At 64.7% G+C, this 25,841-nt stretch carries 27 protein-coding genes, 1 tRNA gene, 1 other RNA gene and 1 pseudogene; 14 read left to right on the top strand and 16 right to left on the bottom strand.

Annotated elements, in window-relative coordinates:
• Positions 1-60 precede the first annotated feature (60 nt).
• Positions 61-360 (top strand): annotated as a pseudogene (locus tag BM052_RS20425) (DUF2155 domain-containing protein); the annotation flags it as partial.
• A 35-nt stretch (positions 361-395) separates the two neighbouring features.
• Here the strand turns inward: BM052_RS20425 and aat are convergent.
• On the bottom strand, positions 396-1,202 hold the full coding sequence (gene aat / locus BM052_RS10315) for a leucyl/phenylalanyl-tRNA--protein transferase (RefSeq protein ID WP_218151543.1): 807 nt from the start codon (positions 1,200-1,202) through the stop codon (positions 396-398).
• 139 nt (positions 1,203-1,341) lie between these two features.
• Here aat and BM052_RS10310 point away from each other — a divergent pair.
• The 4 genes from BM052_RS10310 (at position 1,342) to nusG (ending at position 4,016) form a co-directional block, all read left to right on the top strand.
• Positions 1,342-1,417 (top strand) — tRNA-Trp (locus BM052_RS10310).
• Between the two features lie 192 nt (positions 1,418-1,609).
• On the top strand, positions 1,610-3,121 hold the full coding sequence (locus tag BM052_RS10305) for a hypothetical protein (RefSeq protein WP_091146328.1): 1,512 nt from the start codon (positions 1,610-1,612) through the stop codon (positions 3,119-3,121).
• A gap of 133 nt (positions 3,122-3,254) precedes the next feature.
• Complete coding sequence (gene secE / locus BM052_RS10300) at positions 3,255-3,449, top strand: preprotein translocase subunit SecE (protein WP_091146327.1); 195 nt, start codon at positions 3,255-3,257, stop codon at positions 3,447-3,449.
• Positions 3,450-3,479: 30 nt separating this feature from the next.
• The gene (nusG, locus tag BM052_RS10295) at positions 3,480-4,016 is read left to right on the top strand and encodes a transcription termination/antitermination protein NusG (protein ID WP_091146324.1); all 537 of its coding nucleotides are present in this window, start codon (positions 3,480-3,482) and stop codon (positions 4,014-4,016) included.
• A 19-nt stretch (positions 4,017-4,035) separates the two neighbouring features.
• Here the strand turns inward: nusG and BM052_RS10290 are convergent, their stop codons facing one another.
• Positions 4,036-4,737: a GNAT family N-acetyltransferase gene (locus tag BM052_RS10290; protein ID WP_091146323.1), complete on the bottom strand. Its 702-nt coding sequence runs from the start codon at positions 4,735-4,737 to the stop codon at positions 4,036-4,038.
• Complete coding sequence (locus tag BM052_RS10285) at positions 4,734-5,231, bottom strand: MarR family winged helix-turn-helix transcriptional regulator (RefSeq protein ID WP_255406070.1); 498 nt, start codon at positions 5,229-5,231, stop codon at positions 4,734-4,736. The genes BM052_RS10290 and BM052_RS10285 overlap by 4 nt, the downstream gene beginning before the upstream one ends.
• Positions 5,232-5,416: 185 nt before the next feature.
• On the opposite strand from BM052_RS10285, the gene BM052_RS10280 reads away from it, so the two are divergent.
• The 3 genes from BM052_RS10280 to rplA all read left to right on the top strand — a co-directional run bounded on the left by BM052_RS10280 (position 5,417) and on the right by rplA (position 7,893).
• On the top strand, positions 5,417-6,574 hold the full coding sequence (locus tag BM052_RS10280) for an acyltransferase family protein (RefSeq protein WP_091146318.1): 1,158 nt from the start codon (positions 5,417-5,419) through the stop codon (positions 6,572-6,574).
• A 181-nt stretch (positions 6,575-6,755) separates the two neighbouring features.
• Entirely contained in the window at positions 6,756-7,187 is a 432-nt protein-coding gene (gene rplK / locus BM052_RS10275) for a 50S ribosomal protein L11 (RefSeq protein WP_091146528.1), read from the top strand.
• 4 nt (positions 7,188-7,191) lie between these two features.
• Positions 7,192-7,893: a 50S ribosomal protein L1 gene (gene rplA / locus BM052_RS10270; RefSeq protein ID WP_091146315.1), complete on the top strand. Its 702-nt coding sequence runs from the start codon at positions 7,192-7,194 to the stop codon at positions 7,891-7,893.
• Positions 7,894-8,117: 224 nt separating this feature from the next.
• On the opposite strand, the gene mtgA is transcribed toward rplA, so the two are convergent.
• From mtgA to BM052_RS10240, 6 genes are all read right to left on the bottom strand, one after another.
• Positions 8,118-8,783 (bottom strand): monofunctional biosynthetic peptidoglycan transglycosylase, encoded by a 666-nt coding sequence (gene mtgA, locus BM052_RS10265; RefSeq protein ID WP_091146314.1) that lies wholly within the window; start codon positions 8,781-8,783, stop codon positions 8,118-8,120.
• Positions 8,784-8,849: 66 nt separating this feature from the next.
• Positions 8,850-9,227, bottom strand: coding sequence for a c-type cytochrome (locus BM052_RS10260; protein ID WP_255406069.1), 378 nt, complete (start codon positions 9,225-9,227; stop codon positions 8,850-8,852).
• A 75-nt stretch (positions 9,228-9,302) separates the two neighbouring features.
• Complete coding sequence (katG, locus tag BM052_RS10255; protein ID WP_255406078.1) at positions 9,303-11,462, bottom strand: catalase/peroxidase HPI; 2,160 nt, start codon at positions 11,460-11,462, stop codon at positions 9,303-9,305.
• Positions 11,463-11,879: 417 nt separating this feature from the next.
• On the bottom strand, positions 11,880-14,306 hold the full coding sequence (locus tag BM052_RS10250; protein WP_091146311.1) for a TonB-dependent receptor: 2,427 nt from the start codon (positions 14,304-14,306) through the stop codon (positions 11,880-11,882).
• 296 nt (positions 14,307-14,602) lie between these two features.
• On the bottom strand, positions 14,603-15,508 hold the full coding sequence (rpoH, locus tag BM052_RS10245; RefSeq protein ID WP_091146309.1) for an RNA polymerase sigma factor RpoH: 906 nt from the start codon (positions 15,506-15,508) through the stop codon (positions 14,603-14,605).
• Positions 15,509-15,604: 96 nt separating this feature from the next.
• The gene (locus tag BM052_RS10240) at positions 15,605-16,549 is read right to left on the bottom strand and encodes an RluA family pseudouridine synthase (protein WP_091146307.1); all 945 of its coding nucleotides are present in this window, start codon (positions 16,547-16,549) and stop codon (positions 15,605-15,607) included.
• Between the two features lie 18 nt (positions 16,550-16,567).
• Here BM052_RS10240 and BM052_RS10235 point away from each other — a divergent pair, with 18 nt between their 5' ends.
• The 4 genes from BM052_RS10235 to rnpB all read left to right on the top strand — a co-directional run bounded on the left by BM052_RS10235 (position 16,568) and on the right by rnpB (position 18,906).
• On the top strand, positions 16,568-16,996 hold the full coding sequence (locus BM052_RS10235; protein ID WP_091146304.1) for a M67 family metallopeptidase: 429 nt from the start codon (positions 16,568-16,570) through the stop codon (positions 16,994-16,996).
• Between the two features lie 56 nt (positions 16,997-17,052).
• Positions 17,053-17,694 carry a histidine phosphotransferase family protein gene (locus tag BM052_RS10230; protein ID WP_091146302.1) on the top strand — a complete coding sequence of 214 codons (642 nt, stop codon included), beginning with the start codon at positions 17,053-17,055 and terminating at the stop codon, positions 17,692-17,694.
• Between the two features lie 34 nt (positions 17,695-17,728).
• Positions 17,729-18,433: an N-acetylmuramoyl-L-alanine amidase gene (locus BM052_RS10225; RefSeq protein WP_091146301.1), complete on the top strand. Its 705-nt coding sequence runs from the start codon at positions 17,729-17,731 to the stop codon at positions 18,431-18,433.
• A gap of 6 nt (positions 18,434-18,439) precedes the next feature.
• Positions 18,440-18,906: RNase P RNA component class A (rnpB, locus tag BM052_RS10220), an RNA gene on the top strand.
• A 251-nt stretch (positions 18,907-19,157) separates the two neighbouring features.
• Here the strand turns inward: rnpB and BM052_RS10215 are convergent.
• Together BM052_RS10215 and BM052_RS10210 are read right to left on the bottom strand one after the other, a co-directional pair.
• Positions 19,158-19,301, bottom strand: a complete 144-nt coding sequence (locus BM052_RS10215; RefSeq protein WP_255406068.1) for a hypothetical protein — start codon at positions 19,299-19,301, stop codon at positions 19,158-19,160.
• 187 nt (positions 19,302-19,488) lie between these two features.
• Positions 19,489-19,695 carry a cold-shock protein gene (locus BM052_RS10210; protein WP_091146298.1) on the bottom strand — a complete coding sequence of 69 codons (207 nt, stop codon included), beginning with the start codon at positions 19,693-19,695 and terminating at the stop codon, positions 19,489-19,491.
• Between the two features lie 305 nt (positions 19,696-20,000).
• Between BM052_RS10210 and BM052_RS10205 the strand changes: the two genes are divergently transcribed.
• Together BM052_RS10205 and BM052_RS19910 are read left to right on the top strand one after the other, a co-directional pair.
• Positions 20,001-20,813, top strand: coding sequence for a transglutaminase-like domain-containing protein (locus BM052_RS10205; RefSeq protein ID WP_091146297.1), 813 nt, complete (start codon positions 20,001-20,003; stop codon positions 20,811-20,813).
• A 369-nt stretch (positions 20,814-21,182) separates the two neighbouring features.
• The gene (locus BM052_RS19910; protein WP_177198415.1) at positions 21,183-21,350 is read left to right on the top strand and encodes a hypothetical protein; all 168 of its coding nucleotides are present in this window, start codon (positions 21,183-21,185) and stop codon (positions 21,348-21,350) included.
• Positions 21,351-21,449: 99 nt separating this feature from the next.
• On the opposite strand, the gene lexA is transcribed toward BM052_RS19910, so the two are convergent.
• The 5 genes from lexA to trpD all read right to left on the bottom strand — a co-directional run bounded on the left by lexA (position 21,450) and on the right by trpD (position 25,831).
• Entirely contained in the window at positions 21,450-22,133 is a 684-nt protein-coding gene (lexA, locus tag BM052_RS10195) for a transcriptional repressor LexA (protein ID WP_091146521.1), read from the bottom strand.
• Between the two features lie 84 nt (positions 22,134-22,217).
• Positions 22,218-23,438 carry a molybdopterin molybdotransferase MoeA gene (locus BM052_RS10190; RefSeq protein WP_091146293.1) on the bottom strand — a complete coding sequence of 407 codons (1,221 nt, stop codon included), beginning with the start codon at positions 23,436-23,438 and terminating at the stop codon, positions 22,218-22,220.
• The gene (gene moaC, locus BM052_RS10185; RefSeq protein WP_091146520.1) at positions 23,438-23,920 is read right to left on the bottom strand and encodes a cyclic pyranopterin monophosphate synthase MoaC; all 483 of its coding nucleotides are present in this window, start codon (positions 23,918-23,920) and stop codon (positions 23,438-23,440) included. Before moaC ends, BM052_RS10190 begins: the two co-directional genes overlap by 1 nt.
• 94 nt (positions 23,921-24,014) lie before the next feature.
• Positions 24,015-24,803: an indole-3-glycerol phosphate synthase TrpC gene (gene trpC, locus BM052_RS10180; protein WP_091146291.1), complete on the bottom strand. Its 789-nt coding sequence runs from the start codon at positions 24,801-24,803 to the stop codon at positions 24,015-24,017.
• Positions 24,804-24,838: 35 nt separating this feature from the next.
• Positions 24,839-25,831 (bottom strand): anthranilate phosphoribosyltransferase, encoded by a 993-nt coding sequence (gene trpD, locus BM052_RS10175; protein WP_091146290.1) that lies wholly within the window; start codon positions 25,829-25,831, stop codon positions 24,839-24,841.
• Positions 25,832-25,841: the final 10 nt, after the last annotated feature.

Here is a 25,841-nt window from a genome sequence, read left to right as displayed (position 1 = left end):
TGCAGCGGTGAACCCAAGCCCGAAGAGCAGGACACCAGCGTTCCCGACGCCATCGCCGGGATGCAGGCAGGGCCGGCGCAGGCGATGCAGGGGCAGCAGCTCGGCACGCCCAACAAGGACCGCGTGGTCACTCTGGGCGTTCTCAACAAGCGCAACAACATCACGCAGGACGTGGTGATGAAGCCGGGCGAATCGAAGCGCCTGGGCAACCTGGTGGTCAAGGTCGCCACATGTGAGAAGACGCTGCCCTGGGAGCATCCCCAGGAAGAGGGCGCCTTCGTCCAGGTCTTCGTGGAGGAACGCAGCAACTCCAACGAGAAGCTGGCCTGGCACAGGATTTTTTCGGGCTGGCTGTTCAAGAACTCGCCGGCCCTCAACGTCGTTCAGCACCCGGTCTACGACGTCTGGGTCAAGGCCTGCGCGATGCATTTCCCGGGCGAGGAGGCCAGTCCGGCGGACGCTGCGTCCTCCAGCAGCGCGGCGAAGGCCTCGGGCAGGGTGAGCACCCCTCCGCCCCCCTCTCGACCCGCTTCGGCCCCGGTTCCGTCCTCTTCGCCCACCGCCACGGCGGCGCCGGAAACGGCCGCTGGCACCACTGACGAGTGAGGCGCCGAGGATTGTGCCGCCTGGAGCAGTGCCAGGTAGCGCTTCTGGCTCATCTCCACCGCGCCGAGCGAGGCGAGGTGGGGGGTGATGAACTGGCAGTCCAGCAGGCTCGCACCGCCGCGCCGCAAGGCCGCGACCAGCCAGGCGAGCGCGACCTTGGAGGCATCGGGCACGCGGCTGAACATGCTCTCGCCGCAGAACACCCGGTCGAAGCCGACGCCATAGAGCCCGCCGACCAGCCGGCGGCCCTCCGGGGCCTGCTGCCAGCACTCGATCGAGTGGGCGTGGCCCAGATAATGGAGATTCTCATAGCTCGCCTGGATGCGGTGGCTGATCCAGCTTCCGCTTTCCCCGTCACCTTCCGCATCGTCGTCGGGCCGGACGCGGCGCGGGGCGGCGCAGGCGTCCATGACCTCCTCGAACGCCGCGTTGCAGGTCACCGTGAAGCGGCCGCGGCGCAAGGTGCGGGCGAGCGAGCGCGACATGCGAAATCCATCGAGCGGCAGCACCGCGCGCAGCCTCGGTTCGATCCAGAAAATCTCCGGATCCTCGCGGCTGTCCGCCATGGGGAATATCCCGCTGCGGTAAGCGAGCATGAGCAGGTCGGGCTCGATCAGGGGAGCGGAACGGGGAGCGTGCACCTTGCGGCTTCTACCAGATTGCGCGCGACTTGGAATATCTTGCCGGATTCCCTTGTAATCCGTTCCGTCTCAATCTAGACGCACCGGCGCCCGCAGGAGTGTAGCTCAGTTGGTAGAGCATCGGTCTCCAAAACCGAGGGCCGCGGGTTCGAATCCTGCCACTCCTGCCAGTATTTCCCTGGAATTGACGGTAAGCGGCCGTTCCGCAGGCATCCGAACCTTCGAATCACGCGGGTTCGCCGCTGGATTTGCGACGAGCCGAGAAGGCCTGTAGCGTGTGCATGCCTTGCCAATTACGCGGTGACGATTAGGAGAACCGCGTCCAGGCGATTCGGGCGTAGCGGGGAAAGATTCAGTCGCACATGCACGGAACGGCGCACCCTGACGCGGACGAAATAACCGAAACGCCCAGCGGCAAGCGCAACGAAGCGCTCTGGCTCGGCATAGTGCTTTCGGTTCTGGCCGCGCTGCCCGTGATGGTGGCCTGGACCCCGCAGATGACGGACTATCCTTCGCATCTCGCGGGTTTCAAGGTCATGCTGGATCACGGCGACGATCCGTTCATGACCCGGTATTTCCTGTTCAAGTGGGAGTGGACCGGCAACCTCGGCGCCGAATTGCTGATGGTGCCGCTGGCGCCGATTTTCGGGCTCGAGCAAGCGGGACGGCTGATCGTCGCGCTGATCCCGTTCCTGACCGGGCTGTCGATCATCGCCGTCGTCTGGAGTTTGCGCAGGCGCATCGGCGTCGGCGCGATACTGGCCTTCGCGATGATCTGGTCGCCGTCGCTGCTGATGGGCTTCCTCAACTATTCGCTGTCGCTGGCGATGGCGTTCTTCGCCTTCGCGCTATGGGTGCGGATGGAACGATCGCCATGGCGCCTGGTGGCGTTCGTGCCGATCAGCTTCGGGGTATGGCTGTGCCACGTCTCGGGCTGGGGGGTGATGGGCGTGCTGGTGTTCGGCTACGAGTGGACCAAGCGCCAGAACTGGCGGGACTGGCGGCCATTCCAGAAGCCCTGGCCGCTGATTTTTCCGCTTGTGCCGATGCTGGCGGGCATGGGCGCCAATTCGCAGGTTTCCTACGGCCGCTGGGGCGTGCTCGATTACAAGTGGGGCATCCTTTACAAAGCGATGCGCAGCTATGATCCGGTGTTCGACATCGCCGGCCTCTGCGTCGTGCTCGCGGTGATCGTGTTCGCGCTGGTCTCCAAGCGCTTCGACGGGCGCGCTGGCTGGGCCGCGCTGATCCTGCTGGTGCTGACGCTGATCGTGCCGCGCCAGATCTTCGGCGGCGACTATGCCGACTATCGCCTCAGCACCGCCGCGCTGCTGGTCGCGTGCCTGGCGATCGACTGGCAGGTGCCGCGCTGGGGGCTGGCACTGGCGGGACTGCTGTTCACCTCGCGCATCGCGGTTACCACGGTGGTCTGGTACGAGGATGCGCAGACCGCGCGGCAGTTGATCGGCGCGCTCGATCATGTGCCCGAAGGCGCGCGAGTCGCCACCGCCGTCGCCATCCCGCGCACGCAGTGGCTGTTCGGGCCGTTCGAACATTTCGGCAGCTTCGCGGTGGTGAGGCGCAGTGCCATGGAAAATTCCAATTTCGCGCTGCCCGACGTGCACATGCTCTCGATGCGCGAGACGAAATACCGGTTCAACGATCCCACCCAGCGCATCCTCTATTCGCCCACCCAGCACATCGATCTGCGCAAGTTCAAGCCGGCGCGCCATGCGGACTACCTGTGGTTCATCGGCAATGCGCAGCCGGTGGCGCTGCCGGACGGCGCGCGGATAGTCTACAGCACGCCCAACTCGTTCCTGGCACGGCTTCCCGACGCGGTGGACCTTGCAAATCCGGCGGACGGGAGCTAAGTCCCCCATTCCTTCCGACATGCGGACTTCATTTGCCCCTCCCGGCCTCGGCCGGGGCGGCGATGGCCCCTAGGCGGAAGAAACGAGAGATTCATTGCTCAGGCATCAGGCAAGAGACACGAGAGCGACTGACATGGCCAAGATCAATCCCGGCGAATTCATGCGCCAGGTCCAGACGGAAACACGCAAGATCCATTGGCCTTCGCGCCAGGAGACGGTGACGACGGCGATCTTCGTCGGTATCATGACGGTGCTGCTGGCAACCTTCTTCCTCGGCATCGATGCGTTGTTCGGCTGGGTGGTCAGCTCGCTGCTGTCGCTGCTGTGATCGCCTGAAACTAGATACGAAGAGAGAACCATGGCCCGCTGGTACATCATCCACGCCTATTCCGGCTTCGAGAACAAAGTGAAGGAATCCATCCTCTCCGAAGCGGAGCGGATGGGCCTGTCGCAGCTTGTCGAGGACGTGCAGGTCCCGCATGAGACCATCACCGAGGTCAAGCGCGGGAAGAAAGTGCAGGTCGAACGCAAGACCATGCCCGGCTACGTGCTCGCCAAGCTGGCGCTGAACGACGATGTCTATCACCTCATCAAGAACACCCCGAAGGTGACCGGTTTCCTGGGCGCCAGCGGCAAGCCCCAGGCAATCAGCGAGACGGAGGCCGCGCGCTACTTCGGTGCCGCCGAAGCCGCCGCCGCCGCGCCGCGCAAGCACATCAACATCGATTACGAGATCGGCGATTCGGTGAAAGTGCTCGACGGCCCGTTCGCCAGCTTCAACGGCGTGGTCGAGGAACTCGATTTCGACAAGAACCGGGTCAAGGTCTCGGTTTCGATCTTCGGCCGCGCGACACCGGTCGAGCTCGATTTCGAGCACGTCGAACTCAGCAAGTGACGCCCGGGCGCCGCGCCCGTCAGGGTGCGGCCTCGCAGGCCGTCAAGCGGAAATGCGTCCGCTCGGCGAAGCCGAGCCGCCGGTAAAGCGCCAGCGCCACTTCGTTGTCGGCGTAGGCGTGAAGGATCGGCAGGCGTCCTTCAGCCAGGATTTGCCCCACGACCTTGCGCGTCAGGCGGGCGGCAAGGCCGCGGCCGCGCGCATCGGGATGCGTGCAGACTCCGCTCACTTCGGCATGGCCGGGTATGCGCAGCCTTTGCCCTGCCATGGCGATCAGCCGGCCGTCGTCGAAAATGCCCCAGAAACCGCCGAGATCGGCGGTGCGCGCGGCGAAGGGACCGGGTTCGGTCAAGCGCGCCAGCGCGAGCATCTCGGGGTAGTTCTCGGGCCCGAGCGGCCTGGCCTGCGCATCGTCGGTTTCCCGGAAGGATACCGCTTCCCGGAAGATCATCTGCACGCCTCGGGCCTGTTTCACCACTCGCAAGCCGGCGTGGCGGTTGGGCATCCGTGAATCGTCGTCGGGCTGGAACAGCACCAGCGCACCATGTTTGCGGGCCAGCGCGGCAAGGTCCGCAAGCCCATCGTCGGACTGGTCGCGGACAGCGGCGAGCGGGCCGATATCGGCGCGGAAGCGCCGGGCCGCGCCGCCGCTCAGCGCGAACCGTGCCTGTTCTCCGGCAAGGGCGTGCCAGATCGGGTTGTCGAGCGGGTTTTCGCTCATGACCCGGCCGCGCGATCGCGCCGCGCCCGCAGCCGCTTTTCGAACGGCACTTCGGCCAGCGCCTTGTCGAGATGCGCGAGGTGGCCGAGCAGGTCGTCGTCGGGGCGGGCGCACAGCCTTGCCACGGTCTCTTCGACGAGGGGGAAAACACGCCGCCGCGCATGTTCGAGCAGTTCACGTCCCCGGTTCGACAAGCGGAAAGCCCGGTGGCGCTGGTCGCCGGTGTCACCGGCAGGTTCGACCAGGCCATCGTTCACGAGCTTGCCGACCGCCCGGGTCACGCCCGGCTGGCTGAGGTCCAGCCGCCGGGCCAGCGTGCCCACCGTGAGCGGGCCGTCGGCGAGGGCGGCGAGGACAGGGAACTGCGCCGGCTGAATCGCGATGCCTTCGAGGCTTGCCAGTTCCGCCACGCCCGCCTGCAAGCGTTCGCCAAGGCGGCGAAAACGGCTTCCGAGACACAAGTAACCCAGTTCGGCGATCAGATCCGCGGACAATCCATCCTCCATTCCATATCGTGATATATAGCATGGTATGGAAATTCAAGGCAAGCGTGGTCGCGCGATTTTAACCATTCGCTGCAATGCTGGAGCGGCTTGGAGCAGGCCCATCGATATCGACAAGCTTGCGGCCCGGAGGGATTTTCCAGTTGTTTCGAGGAAGGCCTGTGAGGAACGGCCCCATGAAGAGCAGCGTTCAACGCCTTGCCCAGCTTGACGGCCTGCGCGGCCTGGCCGCCTGCGGCGTCGCGTTCCTCTACCATCCGCAATCGCTGTTCACATCCTCTTCGCTGGCCGATGCACCGCGCGTGCTGGCGTGGTTCCAGGCCTGGGGCTGGACGCTGGTGGACCTGTTCTTCCTGATCTCCGGCTATATCTTCGCGCATGTATACCTGCGGGACGGCGGGCAGGGTGGGGTCTCTCAGCAAGCGCGGCGTTCGATCGATAGACCCCGCCCCAACCCCTCCCCTGAAGGGGAGGGGCTTGTTGCGTTCGGATCGACGAGGCCGGCTCTCACCCGCGACCGGCTCGGCGCCTTCGCCGCCGCGCGCGTGGCCCGGCTCTATCCACTCCATCTGCTCATGCTGTGCCTGTGCGCGCTGCTGTTCGGCGCGGACCCGGCCAACACCGCTTTCGCTTTCGCGGCGCACCTGCTGATGCTGCAGGCCTTCGTGCCGCCGGTGGCCCATACGTTCGACGGGCCGAGCTGGTCGATCTCGGTCGAGGTGGTCTGCTACGTGCTGTTCGCGCTTGGTGCTTGCGGCGGCAGGCGGATGTTGCGCTGGGTTACCGTGATCGCCATCGCCGGCGCCTTGCTGCACTTCGTCGTGCAGGGTCGTCCAGGCGGCCCGTGGGTCGGCGACGGGTTGCCGCGCGGGCTGCTCGGCTTCTTCATGGGCCAGATGCTGTGGCACTTGCGCGAGCGGCTGATGGCGGCTCCGGTCGCATTGCTCGCCTGCCTTCTCGCTTTCGGGCTGGCGCTCGACATGGGGACGATGAGTTCGCTGCTGCCGCTGTGCCTTTACGCCTGGCCGGCACTGCTGCTGTTGGCGCTGCGCGCGCCGTGGATGGGGAGTGCGCCGATGCGCTGGCTGGGGGATCGAAGCTATGCGATCTATCTCGCCCACTGGCCGATGCTGGCGGTGGCGGAGCGCTGGTGGGCACCGTTTGCCGGCGGCATGGCGATGGTCTGGGCGGTGACGGCGGCTTTCGCCCTGGCGGTGCTGGCCGTTTCCGACTTATGCTACCGCTTCGTCGAACTGCCCTCGCGCCGGGCGATTCGGGCGGCCTGGGGGCGCCATGCGCGGGCCGCGAAGGGGCGTGATGCCCACCTTGCCTGAACGGCGCGCGCTTTACCGCGCCGCGCCTCTTTCCTTTTGCCGCGAACTCGGCTAGGCGCGCGCACTTCGGACCGGCACTCGCCGGTGCGATTCTGTGCGGAAGGGCGCTTTGGCGCCTGCTCGACCGCTTAACATGAGTGTCCGCGAACGCGGGCGCGAAAGTGTGAAAAGGAGCGGCCTCATGGCCAAGAAGATTACAGGTTATATCAAGCTGCAGGTGCCCGCGGGCAAGGCCAACCCTTCGCCGCCGATCGGTCCCGCGCTGGGCCAGCGCGGCGTGAATATCATGGAATTCTGCAAGGCGTTCAATGCCGCCACGCAGGAACTCGAGAACGGCATGCCGATCCCGACCATCATCACGGTCTACGCGGATCGCAGCTTCTCGTTCGAGACCAAGTCGCCGCCGGCCACTTTCCTCATCAAGAAGGCCGCCAACCTCAAGTCCGGTTCCAAGGAGCCCGGCAAGGTTTCGGCCGGAACCATCGCTCGCTCGAAGCTCTCCGAGATCGCCGAGCTGAAGATGAAGGATCTCAACGCCAACGATATCGAGGCAGCGACCAAGATCATCGAAGGTTCGGCCCGGTCGATGGGCCTGCAGGTTGTGGAGGGCTGAGGATATGGCAAAGCAGACCAAGAAGCAGAAGTCCCTCGCCGCGAAGCTGGGTGACAACCAGAAGCTCTATCCTGTGGGCGAGGCGCTGCAGACCCTGCGCGACCTCAAGACCACCAAGTTCGACGAAACCGTCGAGATCGCGATGAACCTGGGCGTCGACCCGCGTCACGCCGATCAAATGGTGCGCGGCATGGTCTCGCTCCCCGCCGGCACCGGCAAGACCGTGCGCGTCGCGGTGTTCGCCAAGGGTGACAAGGCGGCCGAGGCACTCGCCGCCGGTGCCGACAAGGTGGGCGCCGAGGACCTGATGGAAGACATGCAGGCCGGTAACCTTGCCTATGACCGCGTCATCGCCACGCCCGACATGATGGGCGTCGTCGGCCGTCTCGGCAAGCTGCTGGGCCCCAAGGGCCTGATGCCGAACCCGAAGCTGGGCACCGTCACGCCCAACGTCACGCAGGCCGTGAAGGACGCCAAGGGCGGCCAGATCGAGTTCCGCGTCGAAAAGCAGGGCATCATCCACGCCGGCATCGGCAAGATGAGCTTCTCGGACGAGGATCTGAAGAAGAACTTCAGCGCCTTCGTCGACGCGATCGTCAAGGCCAAGCCGTCGGGCGCCAAGGGCAAGTACGTCCGCAAGGTCTCGCTGTCCTCGTCGATGGGCCCCGGCCTGAAGATCGATACGACGGAAGTCGCCGGCGTCTGATCCTTCGAGCCCAGGCGAAACGATAGAGGGCCGGCGGGGGAAACCCTGCCGGCCCTTTTCGTATATCGGGCTTTCGCGGAAATAGACCGAAGGCCTGTTTTCAAAGATTCATGCCAAGTCTCTTGGAGCGAGGCTCATCTTCGCCCTTCGCTGAAGGCAACGCGGTAATCCGGGGCATTGGTGAGGAGACGGGGTACAAGAGTTCCGATCAATGGAATTCGGGATCACTCGTAAACGCACGCATCGTACCCATCCCGCTTCACCGTCCCGATTCGCGCGGCGATGGTGTTGCCGTAGCGCCGGGTGAAGCCCGACGGGTTCTTGACGCTGCGGGTCTTGGGGCTGGGCAGGGCGGCGGCTATCCGCGCGGCTTCGACGGGGGTCAGCCTAGCCGACGACTTGCCGAAGTAGCGCTGCGCACCGGCCTCTACCCCGTAAGTGCCGATGCCGGTCTCCGCGACGTTGAGATAGACTTCCATGATCCGCCGCTTGTCCCACAGGTTCTCGATCAGGAAAGTGAACCACACTTCCAGCCCCTTGCGCGCATAACGGGTCCAGCCCTCGCCCTGCCACAGGAACACGTTCTTGGCGGTCTGCTGGCTGATCGTGGAGCCGCCGCGCAGGCGGCCGCCGTTGGCATTGCGGGTCATCGCTTTTTCGATCGCCTCGGTGTCGAAGCCGTTGTGGCTACAGAACTTGCCATCCTCCGCCGCGACCACGGCGGCCACCATGTTGCGATCGATCCGGCTCAGCGGCTCCCAGTCCTTGGTGATTCCGTTGCCGTCGACCAGCATCGTCACTGTCACCGGCGGCGGCACGAAACGGTAGAGTACAGTGATCCCCACGCTGATCGCGACGAACCAGACGATAAACTTGGCAATGAAACGCATGAAGGATGGATTGATCCGAAGCTGGGGTCTGGCCCGCCTTCTAGACCATTTTTCCCGCCGGTGGAATTACCTGAGCGTCATGAGGTAATCGACGACCTGCCTGCGCTTCGCGGGATCGGCGATCCCCGGAAACGGCATTCTGGTGCCGGGCACGGCCTTTTGCGGCGAGGCCAGCCACTTGTCCAGGCTTCGCGCGTCCCAGGTCAGCCCCGAAGTCCTGAGCGCCGGGCTATAGGCATAGCCCGGCAGGCTGGCGGCCTTGCGCCCGGCCACGCCAGCCAGGCTGGGGCCGAAGGTCTTCCTGCCAGGTTCGACCGAATGGCAGGCCGTGCAGGGGGAGAAGGCGGGGGGCGCTGGGGGCGCCGCACCGGTATCGGCCGGAGCATTGGCCGCCAGTGCCAGGACGCCGCCCGCGCATGCCGCCGCGATCACGATCGATTTCACATCAGCGCTCCGGAAGGCTCGATGGCGACGCCTCGGCAGGGATGCGTCGCCATCTCGCTTCGAACTGGACCCGCGTCAGAAGCGGTCGGCGTCCATCACTTTCGCCCAGGCCGCCACGAAGTCCTTCACGAACATGTCGCGGGCATCGTCGGAGGCATAGGCTTCGGAAACCGCGCGCAGTTCGGAGTTGGAGCCGAACACCAGGTCGACCGGAGTGGCTGTCCACTTGGGCTTTCCGGTCTCCCGGTCATAGCCTTGATAGAGGCCGGGCGAGGTGTCCGACTTCGACCATCTGGTGCCCATGTCGAGCAGATTGACGAAGAAGTCGTTCGACAGCGTGCCCGGACGAGTGGTCAGCACGCCGTTCGGCGAATGCCCGGCATTGGCATCAAGTACGCGCATGCCGCCGACCAGCACGGTCATTTCGGGCACGGTCAGGTCCAGCATGGCCGCCTTGTCCACCAGCATCTCCGCCGGAGAGCGGTCGCTGTCCGCGCCGTAGTAGTTGCGGAAGCCATCGGCACGGGGGCGCAGGTAATCGTAGGACTTGACGTCGGTCTGCGCCTGGGATGCATCGACGCGCCCCGGGGTGAAGGGCACGGCCACGTCATGGCCGGCCTGCCTGGCGGCCTGCTCGATCGCGGCATTTCCGCTCAGCACGATCAGGTCGGCCATTGAGACCTGCTTGCCGCCAGTCGCCGAACGGTTGAAATCCGCCCGCACTTTCTCCAGCTTGCCAAGCACTTTGGCCAGTTCCGCCGGATCGTTCGCTTCCCAGCCTTTGGCCGGATCGAGCCGGATGCGCGCGCCGTTGGTGCCGCCGCGCATGTCGGTGGCGCGGAAGCTGGCGGCAGAGGCCCAGGCGGCCTTGACCAATTCGCGGCCGGACAGGCCGGAAGCCAGCACCATCGATTTCAGCTTGGCCGCGTCCTGATCGTCGATCATCGCGTAATCGGCCTTGGGCAGCGGGTCCTGCCAGCTAAAAGTTTCCTTGGGCACTTCGCCGCCGAGATAGCGCGCGCTCGGGCCCATGTCGCGATGGGTAAGCTTGAACCAGGCGCGGGCGAAGGCCTGGGCGAACTGGTCGGGATCATCGTGGAAACGTTTGGCGATCGCCCTGAAGCCGGGGTCTTCCTTCAGCGAGAGATCGGTGGTGAACATGATCGGCGCATGGCGCTTGCCTTCGACATGCGCGTCCGGCACGAGCTGGGCGGCGCTGGTGTCGCTGGGCACCCATTGGATCGCGCCCGCCGGGCTGCGGGTCTTGACCCAGTCGAAACCGAACAGGTTGTCCAGGTACTGCGTGGTGAAGGCGATCGGGCTGGCCGACCAGGCGCCTTCCAGGCCGCTGGTGACGGTGTCCTGGGCATTGCCCTTGCCGCACTTGTTGACCCAGCCCAGGCCCTGCTGTTCGACGGGCGCCGCTGAAGGATCGGCGCCGACGCATTCGTCGGGCTTGTGCGCACCGTGGGCCTTGCCGAACGTGTGGCCACCAGCGATCAGGGCTACGGTCTCCTCGTCGGTCATGGCCATGTTGCCGAAGGCGAGGCGGATGTCGGCCGCCGCCGCGATCGGATCAGGGTTGCCGTTGGGGCCTTCGGGATTGACGTAGATGAGGCCCATCTGCGTTGCCGCCAGGGGGCCCTTGAGACCGCCCTTGCCATCACGCCGTTCGTCGCCGAGCCATTTCTTCTCCGGCCCCCAGAACACCAGGTCCGGCTCCCAGGCGTCGACACGCCCGCCAGCGAAGCCGATGGTCTTGAAGCCCATGTCCTCAAGCGCAACGTTGCCGGTCAGAACCATCAGGTCACCCCAGGAGAGTTTGCGGCCGTATTTCTGCTTGATCGGCCAGACGAGGCGGCGGGCCTTGTCGAGGCTGACGTTGTCGGGCCAGGAATTGAGCGGTTCGAAGCGTTGTTCGCCGCCATTCGAGCCGCCGCGTCCGTCGCCCACGCGATATGTGCCGGCGCTGTGCCAGGCCATGCGGATGAAGAAGGGGCCGTAGTTGCCGTAATCGGCCGGCCACCATGGCTGAGAGGTGGTCAGCACCTTGCGAATATCGGCCTTGACTGCGGCAAGGTCGAGCGTTGCGAACTCCTGTGCATAGTTGAAGTCGGCGCCGTAAGGGTTCGATCCTGGATCGTTCCGGCGCAGCGCGCTCAGGTCGAGGTGGTTGGGCCACCAGTTGCGTGTGGACATCGCCTGTTCCTGCGCCTGGGCGGGAGCGGCGACCATTACCGGGGTCAACGTCGCGGCCATGGCGGCCAGCGTCGAAATGGAAATCTTGAGCACCTTTCGTTCCTCTCTGTTGCCACGCCTTATTTGGCAATCGGGGGTTACACCCCTGCGACTTCCACGAAAAACGGACGGACTTTCTCACAGATATCGGGATTTCCGATCAGAGACGCCAAATCGGTCGCAATCGCGATGTGTGCCGGCAAGGTCTTGGTGCCAGATTCCATTGATCCGAACGCTTGTTCCCTGTCTCTCCTCCGATTGCGAGCCGCTGAAAGCGGCGCGGCAATCCAGAGCGTTGACCACGACGGGACGTCAGCCACGCGGTTTGGCGCCACCCCGGATTCTTCGACGGCTTCGCTCCGCCAATCTCGTCGAGGTGGGATGGCGATGAACGGTTCTGTTCCGCTCGATGCTTCAGCGGAAGCGATAAGTCGCGATCAGGCCGAAGGTTCGCGGCGCGCCGTATGTAATCATGTTCACGCCCAGCGATTCGTACAGGCCGCTGCCGTTGATCGGATAGCGCTTGTCGAAGACGTTCTTCATGTAGAAGCTGAGGTCCAGCGGTGCGCCCCGGACGTTCAACCAGCCGATGCTGGCGTTGACCAGCGAATAGGCGGGGGTCTGGAACACGGTGTCGTCCGGGATCAGGGCGAGCTGCGCCGGCGTATAGAGATAGGCGAGCTGCTGCTTGCTCTGGTAGGTGTCGGACATCACCGTCTTGTCGGTGTAGCTGTAGTTCAGCGAGAGATCGAGTTCGCCCAGCGACGGATCCATCGGCACCTTGTACTCGATCGATGCAGCCAGTTCGTTGCGCGGCACGCCGGCCAGGTCGCGGTCCGAAAAGTCGCGCAGGATACCGCCGACGAACTGCGAGAACTGATTGTATTTGGGCTTGGTGTAGGCGTAAGTGGCGCCGAGCGTGAGGTTGGGCGTCGGCCGCACGGTGAGGTCGAGTTCGAAGCCTTCGACTTTCGCGCTGGCGGCATTGACCAGCGAATTGGTGAAGTTGTTGCCGCCGATGTTGATCGTGACCGTCCGTTGCAGGCCCTTGTAGTTGGCGCGGTAGACGTCGGCGTTCAGGCGGATGGCCCAGTCGCCCAGCTCGAAATCGGTCTTGATGCCGGCCTCGTAGTCCATGACCGTCTCAGGCTGGAACGGTTGGCGCTGCGGCGCGGTGACGGCGCGCGAGTTGAACCCGCCGGAACGGTAGCCGCGGCGCTGCGACAGGTAGATCATCGAGCCCTGCGCGAATTCATAGTTCAGGCTGAGGTTCCAGGTCGGCTCCTTGAAAGTCTTGCTGTTGCTGATGTCGCACTGGCTGACCGGCAGCACGGCGCCTGTCGAATCGCGCAGGATGCAGCCGGGAACGAAGGGTACGCCGATGCTGCTCCAAAGATCGACCGCCTGATGCCGCCAGTTCGCCCGCCGCTTGTCGATGCTGTACCGCAATCCGGCGGAGGCCGTCAGCCGGTCGGTGATCTTGAAGTCGGCGGAAAGGTAGGCGGCGGTGCTCTGGTTCCTGATGTAGGTGAGGAAGGTGGAGACCGTTTGCGGCAACGGCGGTCCATAGAAGGCCGGGGCGCTCTGCAGGTCGAAACCGGTCTGGCGATAGTAATAGAGGCCGGCGATGAAATCGAGCCGATCGTCCAGGGCCGAGCCGCTCATCTGCAATTCCTCGGAGAAGCTCTTGTGGTGGGCGTCCTGATAGGTGAGCAGGATCGGCGCGCGCGAACCGGCGATGTTCATGCGGCTTTCGTTCGTCACGTTGCGATAGGCGGCGATGTTCTTGAACTTGACGGCGCCCACGTCCAGCGTGGTGGTATTGATGATGCCCCAGGTTTCGGTGTCGTCGAACTGGGGCGTGCTTGAAGCGACATTCAGCGGATCGCGGTCGCTGCCGGGCAGGAGATCATCGTATATGTCGGGATAAGCAGCCTTGGCGCCGGTGCCGTTGAAGGCTGCCGCCGGGCTCAGCGGATTGATCGCGACCAGGTTGGCACCGATCGCGCCGTTCTTGTTGCGCGAGTAATAGGCGATCGAATAGTTGCTGAAGGAATCGGTGGGGTCCCACAGCGTCGAAATGCGCGCGTCGACATAGCGCTCCTGCCACGGATCCCGCCCGGCGGGCACCGGGGCGATATAGTGCTGGTAGGGACCGTGCTCCTCGTATTTCACCGAACCGCGCACGGCCAGGGTGCCGGTCAGTGGTGCGTTCAGAACCGCTTCGATGCCGTAGGTTTCGCGATTGCCGATCTTGCCGCGGATATAGCCTTCGAACTGGTGCACCGGCCGTGCCGGCGTCACCACCACCGCGCCGCCGGTGGTGTTGCGGCCGAACAGAGTGCCTTGCGGCCCCTTCAGCACCTGGACCGATTGAAGATCGTAGAAGGCGCTGTTGAGCCCTTGCAGCGGAGCCATCATCGCCTCCGCGAAATAGATCGCCGTGGGCGGGTCCTGCGTCGCGAAGATCGCGTTCATGCGCTGCCCGCGAATCCCCACCTGGACGGTCGATGGCTTGTTGTTGACGACGTCGACCGTCAGGCCGGGAGCGATGCGCTGCAGGTCGGTCACCTGATTGATCTGCTTGCGTTCCAGTTGGCCGGAGCCGAGCGCGATGATCGATATCGGAACGTTCTGCGCGTTTTCCTCGCGGCGGCGTGCGGTCACGACGATTTCTTCGATGGCGCCTGAACTTGCCTGGGCCAGTCGATCCTGTGCCTGTCGATCTGGCGTGGAGGTTTCGGCACCAACGGTCTGCGCCTGGGCATGCGGCACGGCAATCTGGTTGGCGACGACCATGGCCACAAGGCTCGCCGAGCCGTAAATCGCTCGTCGCGTCATGGTGATCTCTCCCCCGTTTTTCTTTTAGTGGGGCGGAATGATAGTACCGGATTCGAAGCAGTTCATGGCTCAATTCGCATCAATGCATGTCAAATCGTGTCTGGCGGCCACAAGCAACCATCGTCGGGATTCCCGCAGTGCCATGCCAACGGCGCCTATGATGAAAAAGAAGTCAAAGTTTGAAGCGGTTGGCATGACTTGACGGGTTGCATCGTCACAAAAGCCAGAGTCACATAAAAACCGGGCCGTCCCGTTCGGACAGCCCGGTTCTGATTGTTTCAACGCGACGCGCGGCGTCAGTTCGCAGGCAGCAGCTTCTTGTCGCTGGCGATACGGTTCATGGCCTTTTGCAGCTTCTCGAAGGCCCGCACTTCGATCTGGCGGACGCGTTCGCGGCTGACGTGATAGACTTGGCTCAGTTCCTCCAGCGTCTTGGGATCGTCGGTCAGGCGGCGTTCCTTGAGGATGTCGCGCTCACGTTCGTTGAGACTGTCCATCGCCTCGACCAGCATGTCATGGCGCACGGTCTTCTCTTCGGCTTCGGCAACGACTTCATCCTGCAACGGGCCTTCGTCGGCCAGGATGTCCATCCACTGGCCTTCGCCTTCCTCACGCAGCGAGACGTTGAGCGAGGCATCGCCGCCCATCATCATGCGCCGGTTCATGTTGACGACTTCCTGTTCGGAAACGCCCAGCGTGGTCGCGATCTTGGCGACGTCGTCCGGGTGGAGGTCGGTATCCTCGTAGGCGTCGAGGTTCTTCTTCATGCGCCGCAGGTTGAAGAACAGCTTCTTCTGCGCGGCGGTGGTGCCCATCTTGACCAGGCTCCACGAGCGCAGGATGAACTCCTGGATCGAGGCCTTGATCCACCACATCGCATAAGTCGCGAGTCGGAAGCCGCGATCGGGCTCGAATTTCTTCACGCCCTGCATCAGGCCGATATTGCCCTCGGAAATCAGCTCCGAAACGGGCAGGCCATAGCCGCGATAGCCCATCGCGATCTTCGCGACGAGGCGCAGGTGGCTGGTCACCAGTTGCGCGGCGGCTTCCGGATCCTCATGTTCCTTGTAGCGCTTCGCGAGCATGTATTCCTGCTCGGGCGCAAGCACGGGAAACTTGCGGATTTCGGACAGGTAGCGGTTAAGGCTCTGCTCACCGCCCAGTGACGGCACCGCGGGGAGGTTGCGTTCGTTATTGCTCACTATCTTCCGTCCTTTCTAGGTCGGCCGACGGTCAAAGACCCTTAAGAGGCGTCTTAGCTTGTCGCCACCTGTTCATGATAGCATATAAATCCGATTTCAGTGTCGCAATTCGTCGATCAGGGTCCGCATGTCGTCGGGAAGCGGACTGACGAAATGGACCGTCTCCCCCTTAACGGGATGAACGAAGCCGAGTTCCGCGGCGTGGAGCGCCTGGCGAGAAAAATCGAGCCGTTGGAGGGTCGGGCGAATGGCTGAAGGTGTACGTCCATAGGCAGGATCACCCAATAGCGAATGGCCGATTGACGACATGTGAACGCGCACCTGGTGCGTGCGCCCGGTCTCCAGCCGGCACTCGACCAATGTCGCGCCCTTCAGCGGTTCCAGGCTGCGATAGTGGGTCACGGCATGCTTCCCGCGCCCATCCTCGACCAGTGCCATTTTCTTGCGGTTGGTATGCGAACGGGCGATCGCGCCGGTCACGGTCCCGGCGGCTGGGACCGGCCGGCCGGCGACCACGGCAAGGTAGGCGCGCGTGATCGAATGGTCGGCGAACTGGGCGGCGAGGCCTTCGTGCGCGCGGTCTGTCTTGGCGACGACCAGCAGGCCCGAGGTGTCCTTGTCGATGCGGTGGACGATTCCCGGCCGGGCGACGCCGCCGATCCCGGAAAGCTGCCCCCGGCAGTGGTGCAGCAGGGCATTGACCAGCGTCCCGTCGAGATTGCCCGCCGCCGGATGGACGACAAGACCGGCCGGCTTGTCGATGACGATCAGGTGCTCGTCCTCGAACACCACGCTGAGCGGAATGTCCTGCGCCGCCGCTTCGGCCGGTGCGGCTTCGGGCACAGTGATCGCGAATGGGGTGCCGGGTTCGACCTTGAGCGAGGCCTGTGAGACGGGCCTGCCGGAAAGGCTGACGCGTCCCTCGCCCATCAGCGCCTTCACCCGCTCGCGCGAGAGGCCGCTCGCTTCGGCCAGCGCCTTGTCGATCCGTCCGCCTTCCGCGCCGATCATGCCCAGGATGATGTTTTCGTTTGCCCCCATCTCGGCTAGGATTTGGGGATGCATATCGAGGTGACAAGTGGTGTCATGGCCACACTTTGCGCCGAAGCGGATCGTGCCGCGCCGGAGGAATGCTGCGGCCTGCTGCTGGGGCGCGGCGGGCCGGGCGGGGAGGGACGGATCGAGATGGCGCTGCCCGCCGCGAATGTCTCCGATCGGCCGCGCCTGCGCTTCGAAATCGATCCCGCCGCGCTGCTGGCCGCGCACAAGGCGGCAAGGGCGGGCGGGCCGCGCGTGCTGGGCTATTATCACTCGCATCCCACCGGGCACCCCGTCCCATCGGCGATCGACTGCGAACATTCCACTGGCGATTTGCGCATTTGGGCGATCATCGCCAGCGGGCAGGTTGCTTTCTGGCGCGATAGCGGGAAAGGTTTTTCCGAACTGACCTGCCGCATGGTTGGAGAGGACCGTGCGGACCATATCTGATGCCGGCATCGGTCGCCGGCATGGATCGGAAGAGAGAACGGAAAGTACCCCAATCCATGACCACGAGCTCGCTCGAACTTGCCAGCCTCCTGTGTTCGCGCCTGTGCCATGATATGTTGAGCCCCGTCGGCGCCCTGTCGAACGGACTGGAACTGCTGGCGGACGAGAGGGATCCGGGCATGCGCCAGCGCTGCTTCGAACTGCTGGACCAAAGCGCGCGGATATCCACCGACAAGCTGAAATTCTTCCGCCTCGCCTTCGGCGCCGCCGGTGGTTTCGGCGAACTCGTGCCTGTCAGCGAGGCGCGCGTGCTGGTTGACGCATTGGTGGCGAACAACGCCCGGATCATGGTGAACTGGGCGCTGTCGAGCGATTCGCTGCCCAAGCTGGCGATCAAGACCCTGCTCAACTTCGCATTGATCGGCATCGAGGCGCTGCCGCGCGGCGGCGCGCTGGACATCGCGGCGGAGTTCCGCGACGGCATCAGCGAGATCGTCGTGCGCGCGGCGGGCCAGCGCATCGCCTTTGACCGCGACATCGGCCGCGCGCTGGACGGTTCCCTGCCGGACGGGGAGCTTTCAAGCCGGACGGCGCCCGCCGCGATGATCCACCTGCTGGCGCAGGAACAGGGTGGAAAGCTGCAATATGCCCTTGCGGAAGACGCGCTGGTGCTCGGCGCGGTGCTTCCGGGAGCCTGAGAGGGACGGACCCCATGGATGAAGGACGGGCGCGATGAACCGCTGGCTGGTCAACCGCATCGTCCAATCCCCCAACTGGAACGAGCGCAAGCTGCCGGTGACGATGGTCGTGCTCCATTATACCGGCATGAAGACCGCCGAGGAGGCGATGGCGCGCATGTGCGATCCCGAGGCGCAGGTTTCGGCGCACTACATGATCGATGAGGAGGGCATCGTCACCTCGCTGGTGCCCGAGGAGAAGCGGGCCTGGCATGCCGGGCAATCGTACTGGCGCGGAGTGACCGACGTGAATTCCGCCAGCATCGGCATCGAACTGGCCAATCCGGGCCACGAATGGGGCTACCGGCCGTTTCCCGAGCCGCAGATGGACGCGCTGATGCCGCTCCTGGCCGACATCATGGACCGCCACGACATTCCGCGCGCCAACGTGGTGGGCCATTCTGACGTCGCGCCGGCACGCAAGCAGGATCCCGGCGAGTATTTCGACTGGCAACGGCTTGGCGAACTCGGGCTTTCGCTAGATATTCCGGCGGCGAAGATGAACCTGTACTACGACAATCCGGGCGCCTTCTACCTCGCGATGGAGCGCTTTGGCTACGATATCGCCAATGGCCGCGCCGCCGTGCGGGCGTTCCAGCGCCGGTGGCGTCCCGAGATCATCGACGGCGAGATCGATGGCGAGATCGGCGGCATTCTGTTCGAACTCCTGTTGGAGCGCGACATCGGCCGTGCTAGGTGAGCCGCGCCGGGGAGCTGGGCAGCCGCGCCGTTCGCAAGAATGTCGAGGAAAGTCCGGGCTCCACGAAACAAGGGTGGCGGGTAACGCCCGCCGGGTGAGGAGGGCTTTCAGGCCCTTCGAAGCTCAGGGAAAGTGCCACAGAGAGCAGACCGCTAACCCCGCTCGTCCCGAGCTTGTCGAAGGATCGGGTGGGGCAGCAAGGGTGAAAGGGTGCGGCAAGAGCGCACCGCGCTTCCGGTAACGGCAGCGGCATGGCAAACCCCACCCGGAGCAAGACCGAATAGGGGCTGCGTCCCGGACGAGTCCAACGACTTGGCCCGGGGGGGTCGGTTTCGGACCCAGGCAGCCCGGGTTGGTCGCTGGAGCGATGCGGCAACGCATCGCCGAGAGGAATGGCTGCCGCCGCGGCGTAAGGTCCCTCGTTAGGGAGACCACGCCAGGTACAGAACCCGGCTTACAGGCTCCCCGGCATACTTCTGGTTGTAGGGAATGGCGCGAATGCCCTGACCACATTTGGTGATGTCGTTGCCGCGCGCTTCGCCAGGCGGAAAGTGGGGAGGGCGGCCAGCAAGCTGGCGCCGGCCCGTGACGGGGGTATCCTCTCGGTCGGGGACCCGGGGGGCAAATTTCATGTCGTGAAGATATTTCACAGATAAGCTGGACGCCTCCCGAGGAGCAGCCCAGCCGAGCCGTTCGCAATGCGCGCCAGGTTTTGGCGCTCACGCTACTTCATGGCGTATTCGCCGGGCTGCGCTCTGAAATTGTCGCGGGCAAAGGCCTTGGCCGCCGTTGCCGTCTTGAAGAGCTGTTCCTGGAGTTCGACGTCGACCAGTGGATACCCTTGCGAATTGTACCGCGTGGTTCGCACCGTAAGGCGAAAATTTCCCTCTGCATCCTTGTTTATCAGGAACGGGCGAAGCGGGTTGTCGGCGATTGTCGGTCTCCTAGGGACTGGGCGATGAAAGTGAACTTCCGGCGCGGGAAGAAGGCGCGTTCCGAAAGGCCAGGCGGCGGCATTGCGGACGACCGGTCGGCCGTCCGCAATGCCGGTATTGTTAGGCGGCCTGGAGATTCACGGCCGACATCTTGCCGCGTTGATCCTTTTCAAGATCGTAGGTGACGCGCTGGTCCTTCTCGAGCGTGCCCATGCCGGCACGCTCGACGGCCGAGATGTGCACGAAGGCGTCGTTTCCGCCGCCTTCCGGCGCGATGAAGCCAAAGCCCTTGTCAGGATTGAAGAATTTTACGGTTCCGATAGTCATATGGGTGTCCTTTATCCCATGTGTGGCGGTCATGCGCCAACAGCGGCGCATTCCGGCTCTAAGAGGCTGGGATGGGAAAAAGGGCGTACCCGAGATCCGTCACATGCGACGAAAGCCCCGCTTATATAAGCTGTCCCGCAGAATTTGCAATCGCGCGGCCGACGCGCGAATGGCGGCGAGATGCTTCTTTGTCATCCCGGGTTTGCAGTGTAGGATTGCGCCACCAAGCCGATGCCCCGTGTAGCAGCATCCGCAGCGTAGAACGCTGGGGGCGGGGCTGTCCCTCGCATGAAAGCGCCCATCCCATGCTGATCCGAGCAGGATACGATATTGGTTTGATCTCGGAGCAATCCGTGCCGATGCTCGCGAATTTGAGCGTTCACGCCTCGCGCAACAAGGATCTGCGCACCGCCCAGCGGATTTTCACGACGCCGGACGTGCCGCTCTATGATTATGTCGACAGCTTCGGGAACATCTGCACGCGCCTGACGATGCCTGCGGGCGGGATCACCGTTTCGTCCGGCTTCGTTATCGAGGATCCGTTCGAGCCCGATCCGGTAGTGCCCGGTGCCCGCCAGATGGCGCTGGCCGACTTGCCCGATGAAGTCCTGCTCTACCTGCTGGGCAGCCGCTATTGCGAGACGGATCGGTTGACCGAAGTGGCTTGGGGCCTGTTCGGCCATGTGCCGCAGGGCTGGTCGCTGGTTCAGGCCATCGTGGCCTATGTTCACGGCCATATCCGTTTCGACTACATGGCCGCGCGCCCGACCAAGACGGCATGGGATGTCTTTCATGAGCGCGCCGGGGTTTGCCGCGACTTTGCCCATCTGGCGATCACCTTGTGCCGCTGCATGAACATTCCCGCGCGTTATTGCACCGGCTATCTGGGCGACATGGACTTGCCAGCGGTGGTTGGCGTCATGGACTTTTCCGCGTGGTTCGAAGCCTATCTCGATGGTCGATGGTATGTTTTCGATGCCCGACACAACCGTCCTCGTTGCGGCCGCATTCTGATGGCGCGCGGGCGTGACGCCGCCGATGCGGCGCTGACGACGACCTTCGGGCCGGTGACTTTGTCACGCTTCGATATCTACACCGACGAGGATCGCCTGGGCTGATCGGTGGTACTGGCCGAGCGCGCATGCTCCCCGCGATTTGATGCAGGATAATCCGCGATCAGTGCTATATGGGATCCATCGTGAGACTTTGATCCGAGCTTCTCGCGCCTGAGGGATGGAATGCGCCCCCGCTTGATGCAGGAGCGCGCGAGATGTGCCTCAATCAGATTTTCAAAGATGAACAACTTGCCTTGATGCAATATTCCGGGGCGGCCAATGCGCACGAGATTGCGTCTTGCCAACGCGAACTTGGCCATTTGTTGGCGTCGTTCCGATCGTATCCCTATCCCCATCGTCCCTACGCCTGGCGCAGCGGTCATGAAGCCATTGCCGCCGTCGGGGCGGACCGATCGGTGGCCAAGCCGCCGCATGCGGGTGCAGAAGGGGGAGCTTTCTGATATGGCCAAATCACAAAAACGCAGCAACCGCGAGGTCCGCAAGCCCAAGGCATCCAAGGCCAAGCCGCCGGTGCCCATTGCCATCTCCGAAGCTTCCCCGGTCATTGCGGCCATGCGCAAGCCGACAGCCAAGCTCTGAGGCGAGGATAGGGTCGGAGAGGCAGTCGTGGCACGAACTGCCCGATACTTTCGACCCGGATCGGGCAGGAGGATGGCGCGCGGTGTCGCGCCATCCCGCTCAGTGATAGCGGCGCAGCAGGCCGGCGAGCTTGCCCTGCACTTCGACTTCGCTCGGCCCGTAGATCTGCGGTTCGTAGGCGGCATTGGCGGGATCGAGCCGGACCATGCCGTTTTCGCGCCGCAAGTACTTGAGCGTCGCTTCCTCGCCGCGGACCAGGGCGACCACGATCTCTCCGTCGCGGGCGGTATTGGTGCGCTTCACCAAGGCGAAGTCGCCGTCGAGAATGCCGGCCTCGATCATTGAATCGCCCGAAACTTCCAGCGCATAGTGTTCGCCGGCACCGAGCAGCGCGGCGGGCACCGGCAGCATTGACTGGCCTTCCAGCGCCTCGATCGGAACGCCGGCGGCGATGCGGCCATGCAGGGGAATTTCGATGACGTCGTTCGCGGGTTCCGGCGCGCGGCGCGGCGGGGTGAGCGCTTCTCCCGCCTTGGCGGGAACGGGCCGTGCCGGCTTGCCGCCGACATCGTCAGGCTGGCGCAGCACTTCGAGCGCGCGGGCACGGTTGGGCAGGCGGCGGATGAAGCCGCGTTCTTCCAAGGCGGAAATCAGGCGGTGAACGCCCGATTTCGATTTGAGGTCGAGCGCCTCCTTCATCTCCTCGAAACTGGGAGAGATGCCGCTCTCCTCAAGCCGGATCTGAATGAACCGGAGCAATTCGTGCTGCTTGCGCGTCAACATCTTCGTTGCCTCTTGCCTGACGTCCGTCCGGATCGTTCCGGTTGCGAACATTGAGGGAACAATTAAGCAACAAAATTTGTAACGTCAAGCAATACCACCATTTTGAAGCAGGAACACCCGCGCCTCGTCCCCGATGCTTCCTTCCGGCGCGAAGGCCGCCCGGTCGATCAGGACGTTGCTGGCGGCCAGCGCGGCCAGCGCGCCGCTGTCCTGGATCGTGTGCGGGACGACGGATTCGCCATCCCAAGAGCCGCGCAGGAATTCGCGCCTGCCACCGTTCGCGCGAACCGGCGCGCCGAGCCGCGTGCGGATCTGCATCGGCAGGGCATCCCGCGCGCCGAGCATCCGGCGCAGCAGCGGCAGCAGGAAATGATAGGCGGTGACGAAGCTCGACACCGGATTGCCGGGAAGGCCGATCACGATCTGCGGACCCGACGTGCGTTCGCGCCGGGCGACCAGGATCGGCTTGCCAGGCTTGATCGCCACCCGCCAGAAGTCGATGGTCGCGCCCCAGGCCTCCAGCGCCGGACGGACGAGATCGTGATCTCCCACCGAGGCACCGCCGCTGGTGACGATGACGTCGGCCTCGCGCGCGGCGTCGAAGGCGGCCATCAGCGCCTCCAGCGTATCGGCGACGGGACCGATCCGCCTCGCCTCGACCGGCAGAGCGCCGGCCATGGCCATCAACATGGCGCCGTTGCTGGCGGGAATCTGATGTGGCTCGCACGTCTCGGGATCGCTCGCGAGTTCATCGCCGCTGTCGATCACCGCGATGCGCGGCTTGCGGGAGACCGGCAAGTGCTTGTGGCCGGCGGCGATGGCCAGGGCCGCCTGCGCCGGGCCGATCCGGGTGCCGGCCACAAGCACTTCCAGCCCTTCGGAGAAGTCCAGGCCGCAGCGGCGGATATGCTTGTGCCTGGGCTCGGGCGCTTCGCCGGTGAGGGCGATGTGGTGGTTATCGCGCGCGAGGTCTTCCTGGAGGATCACCGCCTCGGCGCCGGCCGGAAGGATCGCGCCGGTGGAAATCCGCACGGCCTGGCCGCTGGCGACCGTCCCGGTGAAAGGATGTCCGGCCGCGCTTTCGCCCACCACGTGCCAGGGACCGGCGAGGTCATCGCCGGTCACGGCGTAACCATCCATGGCCGAGAGGTCGGCGGCGGGCTGGGTGCGGCGGGCCTGGAGCGGCTCGGCGAGGTAGCGGTTCAGCGCACCCTCGATGTCTACGTGCTCGATCGGCAGCGGCTCGACCAGGGCAAGCAGGCGCGCCTGTGCTTCCTCCAGCGGAATCGGCGGTACTTTCGCCATCAGTCCAGCCCTTCCGCCTTCCAGTGCCCGGACTTGCCGCCGCGCTTCTCGATCAGCCGGATATTGCTGATGACCATGCCCTTGTCGAGCGCCTTGGCCATGTCATAGATTGTCAGGAGTGCGATAGAAGTCGCTGTGATTGCTTCCATTTCAACGCCAGTCCTGCCGGTGAGGGAGGCTGTCGCGGTGGCGCGGACGGCATTTTCTTCGAAGGCGAAATCCAGGTTCACCGCATCGATCATGAGCGGGTGGCACATCGGGATCAGGTCGGCAGTCTTCTTGGCGGCCATGATTCCGGCCACTCGCGCGGTTCCCAGCACGTCGCCCTTCGGGGCATTGCCGGCGCGGATCGCGGCGAGCGCTTCGGCGGTCATGGTGATCCGGCCCGATGCGACCGCGAGGCGCTGGGTTTCGGCCTTGGGGCCCACGTCCACCATGCGGGCGGTTCCATCCGAATCGATATGGGTCAGGCTCTTGCTCATCTCGTTCTTCAAAAAAAAATGGCGCGCGAAACGATGCCGAGCCATTTCGATGGCAGATTTGCGCGCGGCAGGACAGGGCAAACCGCGTCGAGCGTCAACCGTGAAGCAGCGCCCGCGTCGCCGCCTCGACATCGGCTTGGCGCATGAGGCTTTCGCCGACGAGGAAAGTGCGCGCGCCGCATCGGGAAAGGCGGTCCAGGTCGGCGTGCGCGTTGATGCCGCTTTCGCTCACCAGCAGGGTGCCTTCGGGAGCGAGCGGGGCGAGGCGTTCGGTCACGGCGATGTCGGTGACGAAGCGCTTGAGGTCGCGGTTGTTGACACCGATCAGCCGCGACTTGAGCCGCGCGGCGCGCTCCATCTCCGCTTCGTCGTGGACTTCGACGAGGCAGTCCATCCCGCGTTCGCGCGCGGCAGCCTCGATCTCGGCCATGGCGCCGTCGTCCAGCGCGGCGACGATGATGAGGATCGCGTCGGCGCCGATCGCGCGGGCTTCGGCCACCTGCCAGGGATCGATCATGAAATCCTTGCGGATCACCGGGATGGAGACGGCCGCGCGAGCGTCCACCAGGAAGTCCTCGTGCCCTTGGAAATAGGGCGCGTCGGTCAGCACCGAGAGGCAGGCGGCACCGCCGCGCTCATAGGCCGAGGCATGTTCGGCCGGACGGAAATCGGGGCGGATCAGGCCCTTGGATGGGCTGGCCTTCTTGATTTCGGCGATCAGCGCGTAACCGGCCTCGGCCTTGCGGCGCAGCGCCGACTCGAAGCCGCGCGGGGCGCTCTGGCAGGCGGCATGGGCGTCAAGATCGCCCACGGTGGCGACGGCCTTGCGCGCCTCTACTTCCTTGCGCTTGCTCTCGCAGATCTCGGTGAGCTTGTCGGACATGATTTCCTCAGTTCGGCCAGTCAGTTCGGGCAGCCTCAGGCCCGCGCCGCCGCGATCCAGCGGTCTAGCAAGGCCTTGGCGAGGCCGGAATCGATCGCTTCGGCTGCCTTCCCGACGCCCCGCGCCCAGTCTTCGACTTCGCCCGCCACGATCAGTGCGCCGGCCGCGTTGAACAGCACGGCGTCGCGATAGGCACCTGGCTCACCCGCGAGCAGGCGGCGCAGGGCCTCGGCATTGTAGGGTGCTTCGCCGCCCCGGATCGCTTCGATCGGGGCGATCGGCAAGCCGGCGTCGGCGGGGTAGACGCGGCGCATGGCGAGGTCGCCGCCGGTCACTTCCGCCACTTCGTTGCCGCCCGCCAGGCTCAGTTCGTCAAGCCCTTCATCGCCCGATACGACCAGCGCGTGATCGGTGCCCAGGCGCATGATGGCTTCGGCATAGATCGGTATGTAGGCCGGCCGGGCGATGCCGACGAGCTGGCGCGTGACCTGTGCGGGATTGGCCAGCGGCCCCATCAGGTTGAAGATCGTGCGCCGCCCCAACGACTTCCGGAGCGGCATCAGCCGGCCCATCGCCGGGTGGTGCTTCGCGGCGAACAGGAAGCAGATGCCGATCTGGTTCAGCGTCGCCTCGGCCGTTTCCACCGCGCGATCGAGGTCGAGGCCGAGCGCTTCCAGCGTATCGGCCGCGCCGGCCTTGGAACTGGCCGCGCGGTTGCCATGTTTGGCGACCGGTACGCCGCAAGCTGCCACCACCAGCGAAACGGCGGTCGAGACGTTGAGCGTGTGGTGGCCGTCGCCTCCGGTGCCGCAGACGTCGATGGCGTTTTCCGGCGCGGAGATCGGGATCATCCGCGCGCGCATGGCCCGTGCGGCGCCGGCGATCTCGCTGGCGGTCTCGCCCCGGTCGGACAGGGCGACGAGGAAGGCGGCGATCGCGCTTTCGGGCACCCTGGCATCCAGGATCGCGCCGAACGCGGCCTCTGCCTCTGCCTCGCCGATCGGGTGGAGTGGATCGGGCAGGGTCATGCGGCCGAAT

It is taken from the genome of Novosphingobium sp. CF614, assembly GCF_900113255.1.
GTDB lineage: Bacteria > Pseudomonadota > Alphaproteobacteria > Sphingomonadales > Sphingomonadaceae > Novosphingobium.
Note: the sequence above shows the minus strand (reverse complement) of the source record. Positions and strands in the feature narration are given on the sequence as shown.

What these genes read in the sequence shown, in the direction of transcription:
- BM052_RS10250 (WP_091146311.1), bottom strand. Translation starts at nt 14,306, where the DNA reads ATGACGCGACGAGCGATTTACGGCTCGGCGAGCCTTGTGGCCATGGTC.
- BM052_RS10190 (WP_091146293.1), bottom strand. Translation starts at nt 23,438, where the DNA reads ATGGCGAAAGTACCGCCGATTCCGCTGGAGGAAGCACAGGCGCGCCTG.
- rplA (WP_091146315.1), top strand. Translation starts at nt 7,192, where the DNA reads ATGGCAAAGCAGACCAAGAAGCAGAAGTCCCTCGCCGCGAAGCTGGGT.
- moaC (WP_091146520.1), bottom strand. Translation starts at nt 23,920, where the DNA reads ATGAGCAAGAGCCTGACCCATATCGATTCGGATGGAACCGCCCGCATG.
- katG (WP_255406078.1), bottom strand. Translation starts at nt 11,462, where the DNA reads ATGGTCGCCGCTCCCGCCCAGGCGCAGGAACAGGCGATGTCCACACGC.
- BM052_RS10210 (WP_091146298.1), bottom strand. Translation starts at nt 19,695, where the DNA reads ATGACTATCGGAACCGTAAAATTCTTCAATCCTGACAAGGGCTTTGGC.
- BM052_RS10240 (WP_091146307.1), bottom strand. Translation starts at nt 16,549, where the DNA reads ATGGGGGCAAACGAAAACATCATCCTGGGCATGATCGGCGCGGAAGGC.
- BM052_RS10290 (WP_091146323.1), bottom strand. Translation starts at nt 4,737, where the DNA reads ATGAGCGAAAACCCGCTCGACAACCCGATCTGGCACGCCCTTGCCGGA.
- BM052_RS10305 (WP_091146328.1), top strand. Translation starts at nt 1,610, where the DNA reads ATGCACGGAACGGCGCACCCTGACGCGGACGAAATAACCGAAACGCCC.
- trpC (WP_091146291.1), bottom strand. Translation starts at nt 24,803, where the DNA reads ATGTCCGACAAGCTCACCGAGATCTGCGAGAGCAAGCGCAAGGAAGTA.
- BM052_RS10280 (WP_091146318.1), top strand. Translation starts at nt 5,417, where the DNA reads ATGAAGAGCAGCGTTCAACGCCTTGCCCAGCTTGACGGCCTGCGCGGC.
- mtgA (WP_091146314.1), bottom strand. Translation starts at nt 8,783, where the DNA reads ATGCGTTTCATTGCCAAGTTTATCGTCTGGTTCGTCGCGATCAGCGTG.
- BM052_RS10225 (WP_091146301.1), top strand. Translation starts at nt 17,729, where the DNA reads ATGAACCGCTGGCTGGTCAACCGCATCGTCCAATCCCCCAACTGGAAC.
- BM052_RS10230 (WP_091146302.1), top strand. Translation starts at nt 17,053, where the DNA reads ATGACCACGAGCTCGCTCGAACTTGCCAGCCTCCTGTGTTCGCGCCTG.
- BM052_RS19910 (WP_177198415.1), top strand. Translation starts at nt 21,183, where the DNA reads ATGCGGGTGCAGAAGGGGGAGCTTTCTGATATGGCCAAATCACAAAAA.
- BM052_RS10235 (WP_091146304.1), top strand. Translation starts at nt 16,568, where the DNA reads ATGCATATCGAGGTGACAAGTGGTGTCATGGCCACACTTTGCGCCGAA.
- nusG (WP_091146324.1), top strand. Translation starts at nt 3,480, where the DNA reads ATGGCCCGCTGGTACATCATCCACGCCTATTCCGGCTTCGAGAACAAA.
- lexA (WP_091146521.1), bottom strand. Translation starts at nt 22,133, where the DNA reads ATGTTGACGCGCAAGCAGCACGAATTGCTCCGGTTCATTCAGATCCGG.
- aat (WP_218151543.1), bottom strand. Translation starts at nt 1,202, where the DNA reads ATGCTCGCTTACCGCAGCGGGATATTCCCCATGGCGGACAGCCGCGAG.
- trpD (WP_091146290.1), bottom strand. Translation starts at nt 25,831, where the DNA reads ATGACCCTGCCCGATCCACTCCACCCGATCGGCGAGGCAGAGGCAGAG.
- rplK (WP_091146528.1), top strand. Translation starts at nt 6,756, where the DNA reads ATGGCCAAGAAGATTACAGGTTATATCAAGCTGCAGGTGCCCGCGGGC.
- secE (WP_091146327.1), top strand. Translation starts at nt 3,255, where the DNA reads ATGGCCAAGATCAATCCCGGCGAATTCATGCGCCAGGTCCAGACGGAA.
- BM052_RS10205 (WP_091146297.1), top strand. Translation starts at nt 20,001, where the DNA reads ATGCTGATCCGAGCAGGATACGATATTGGTTTGATCTCGGAGCAATCC.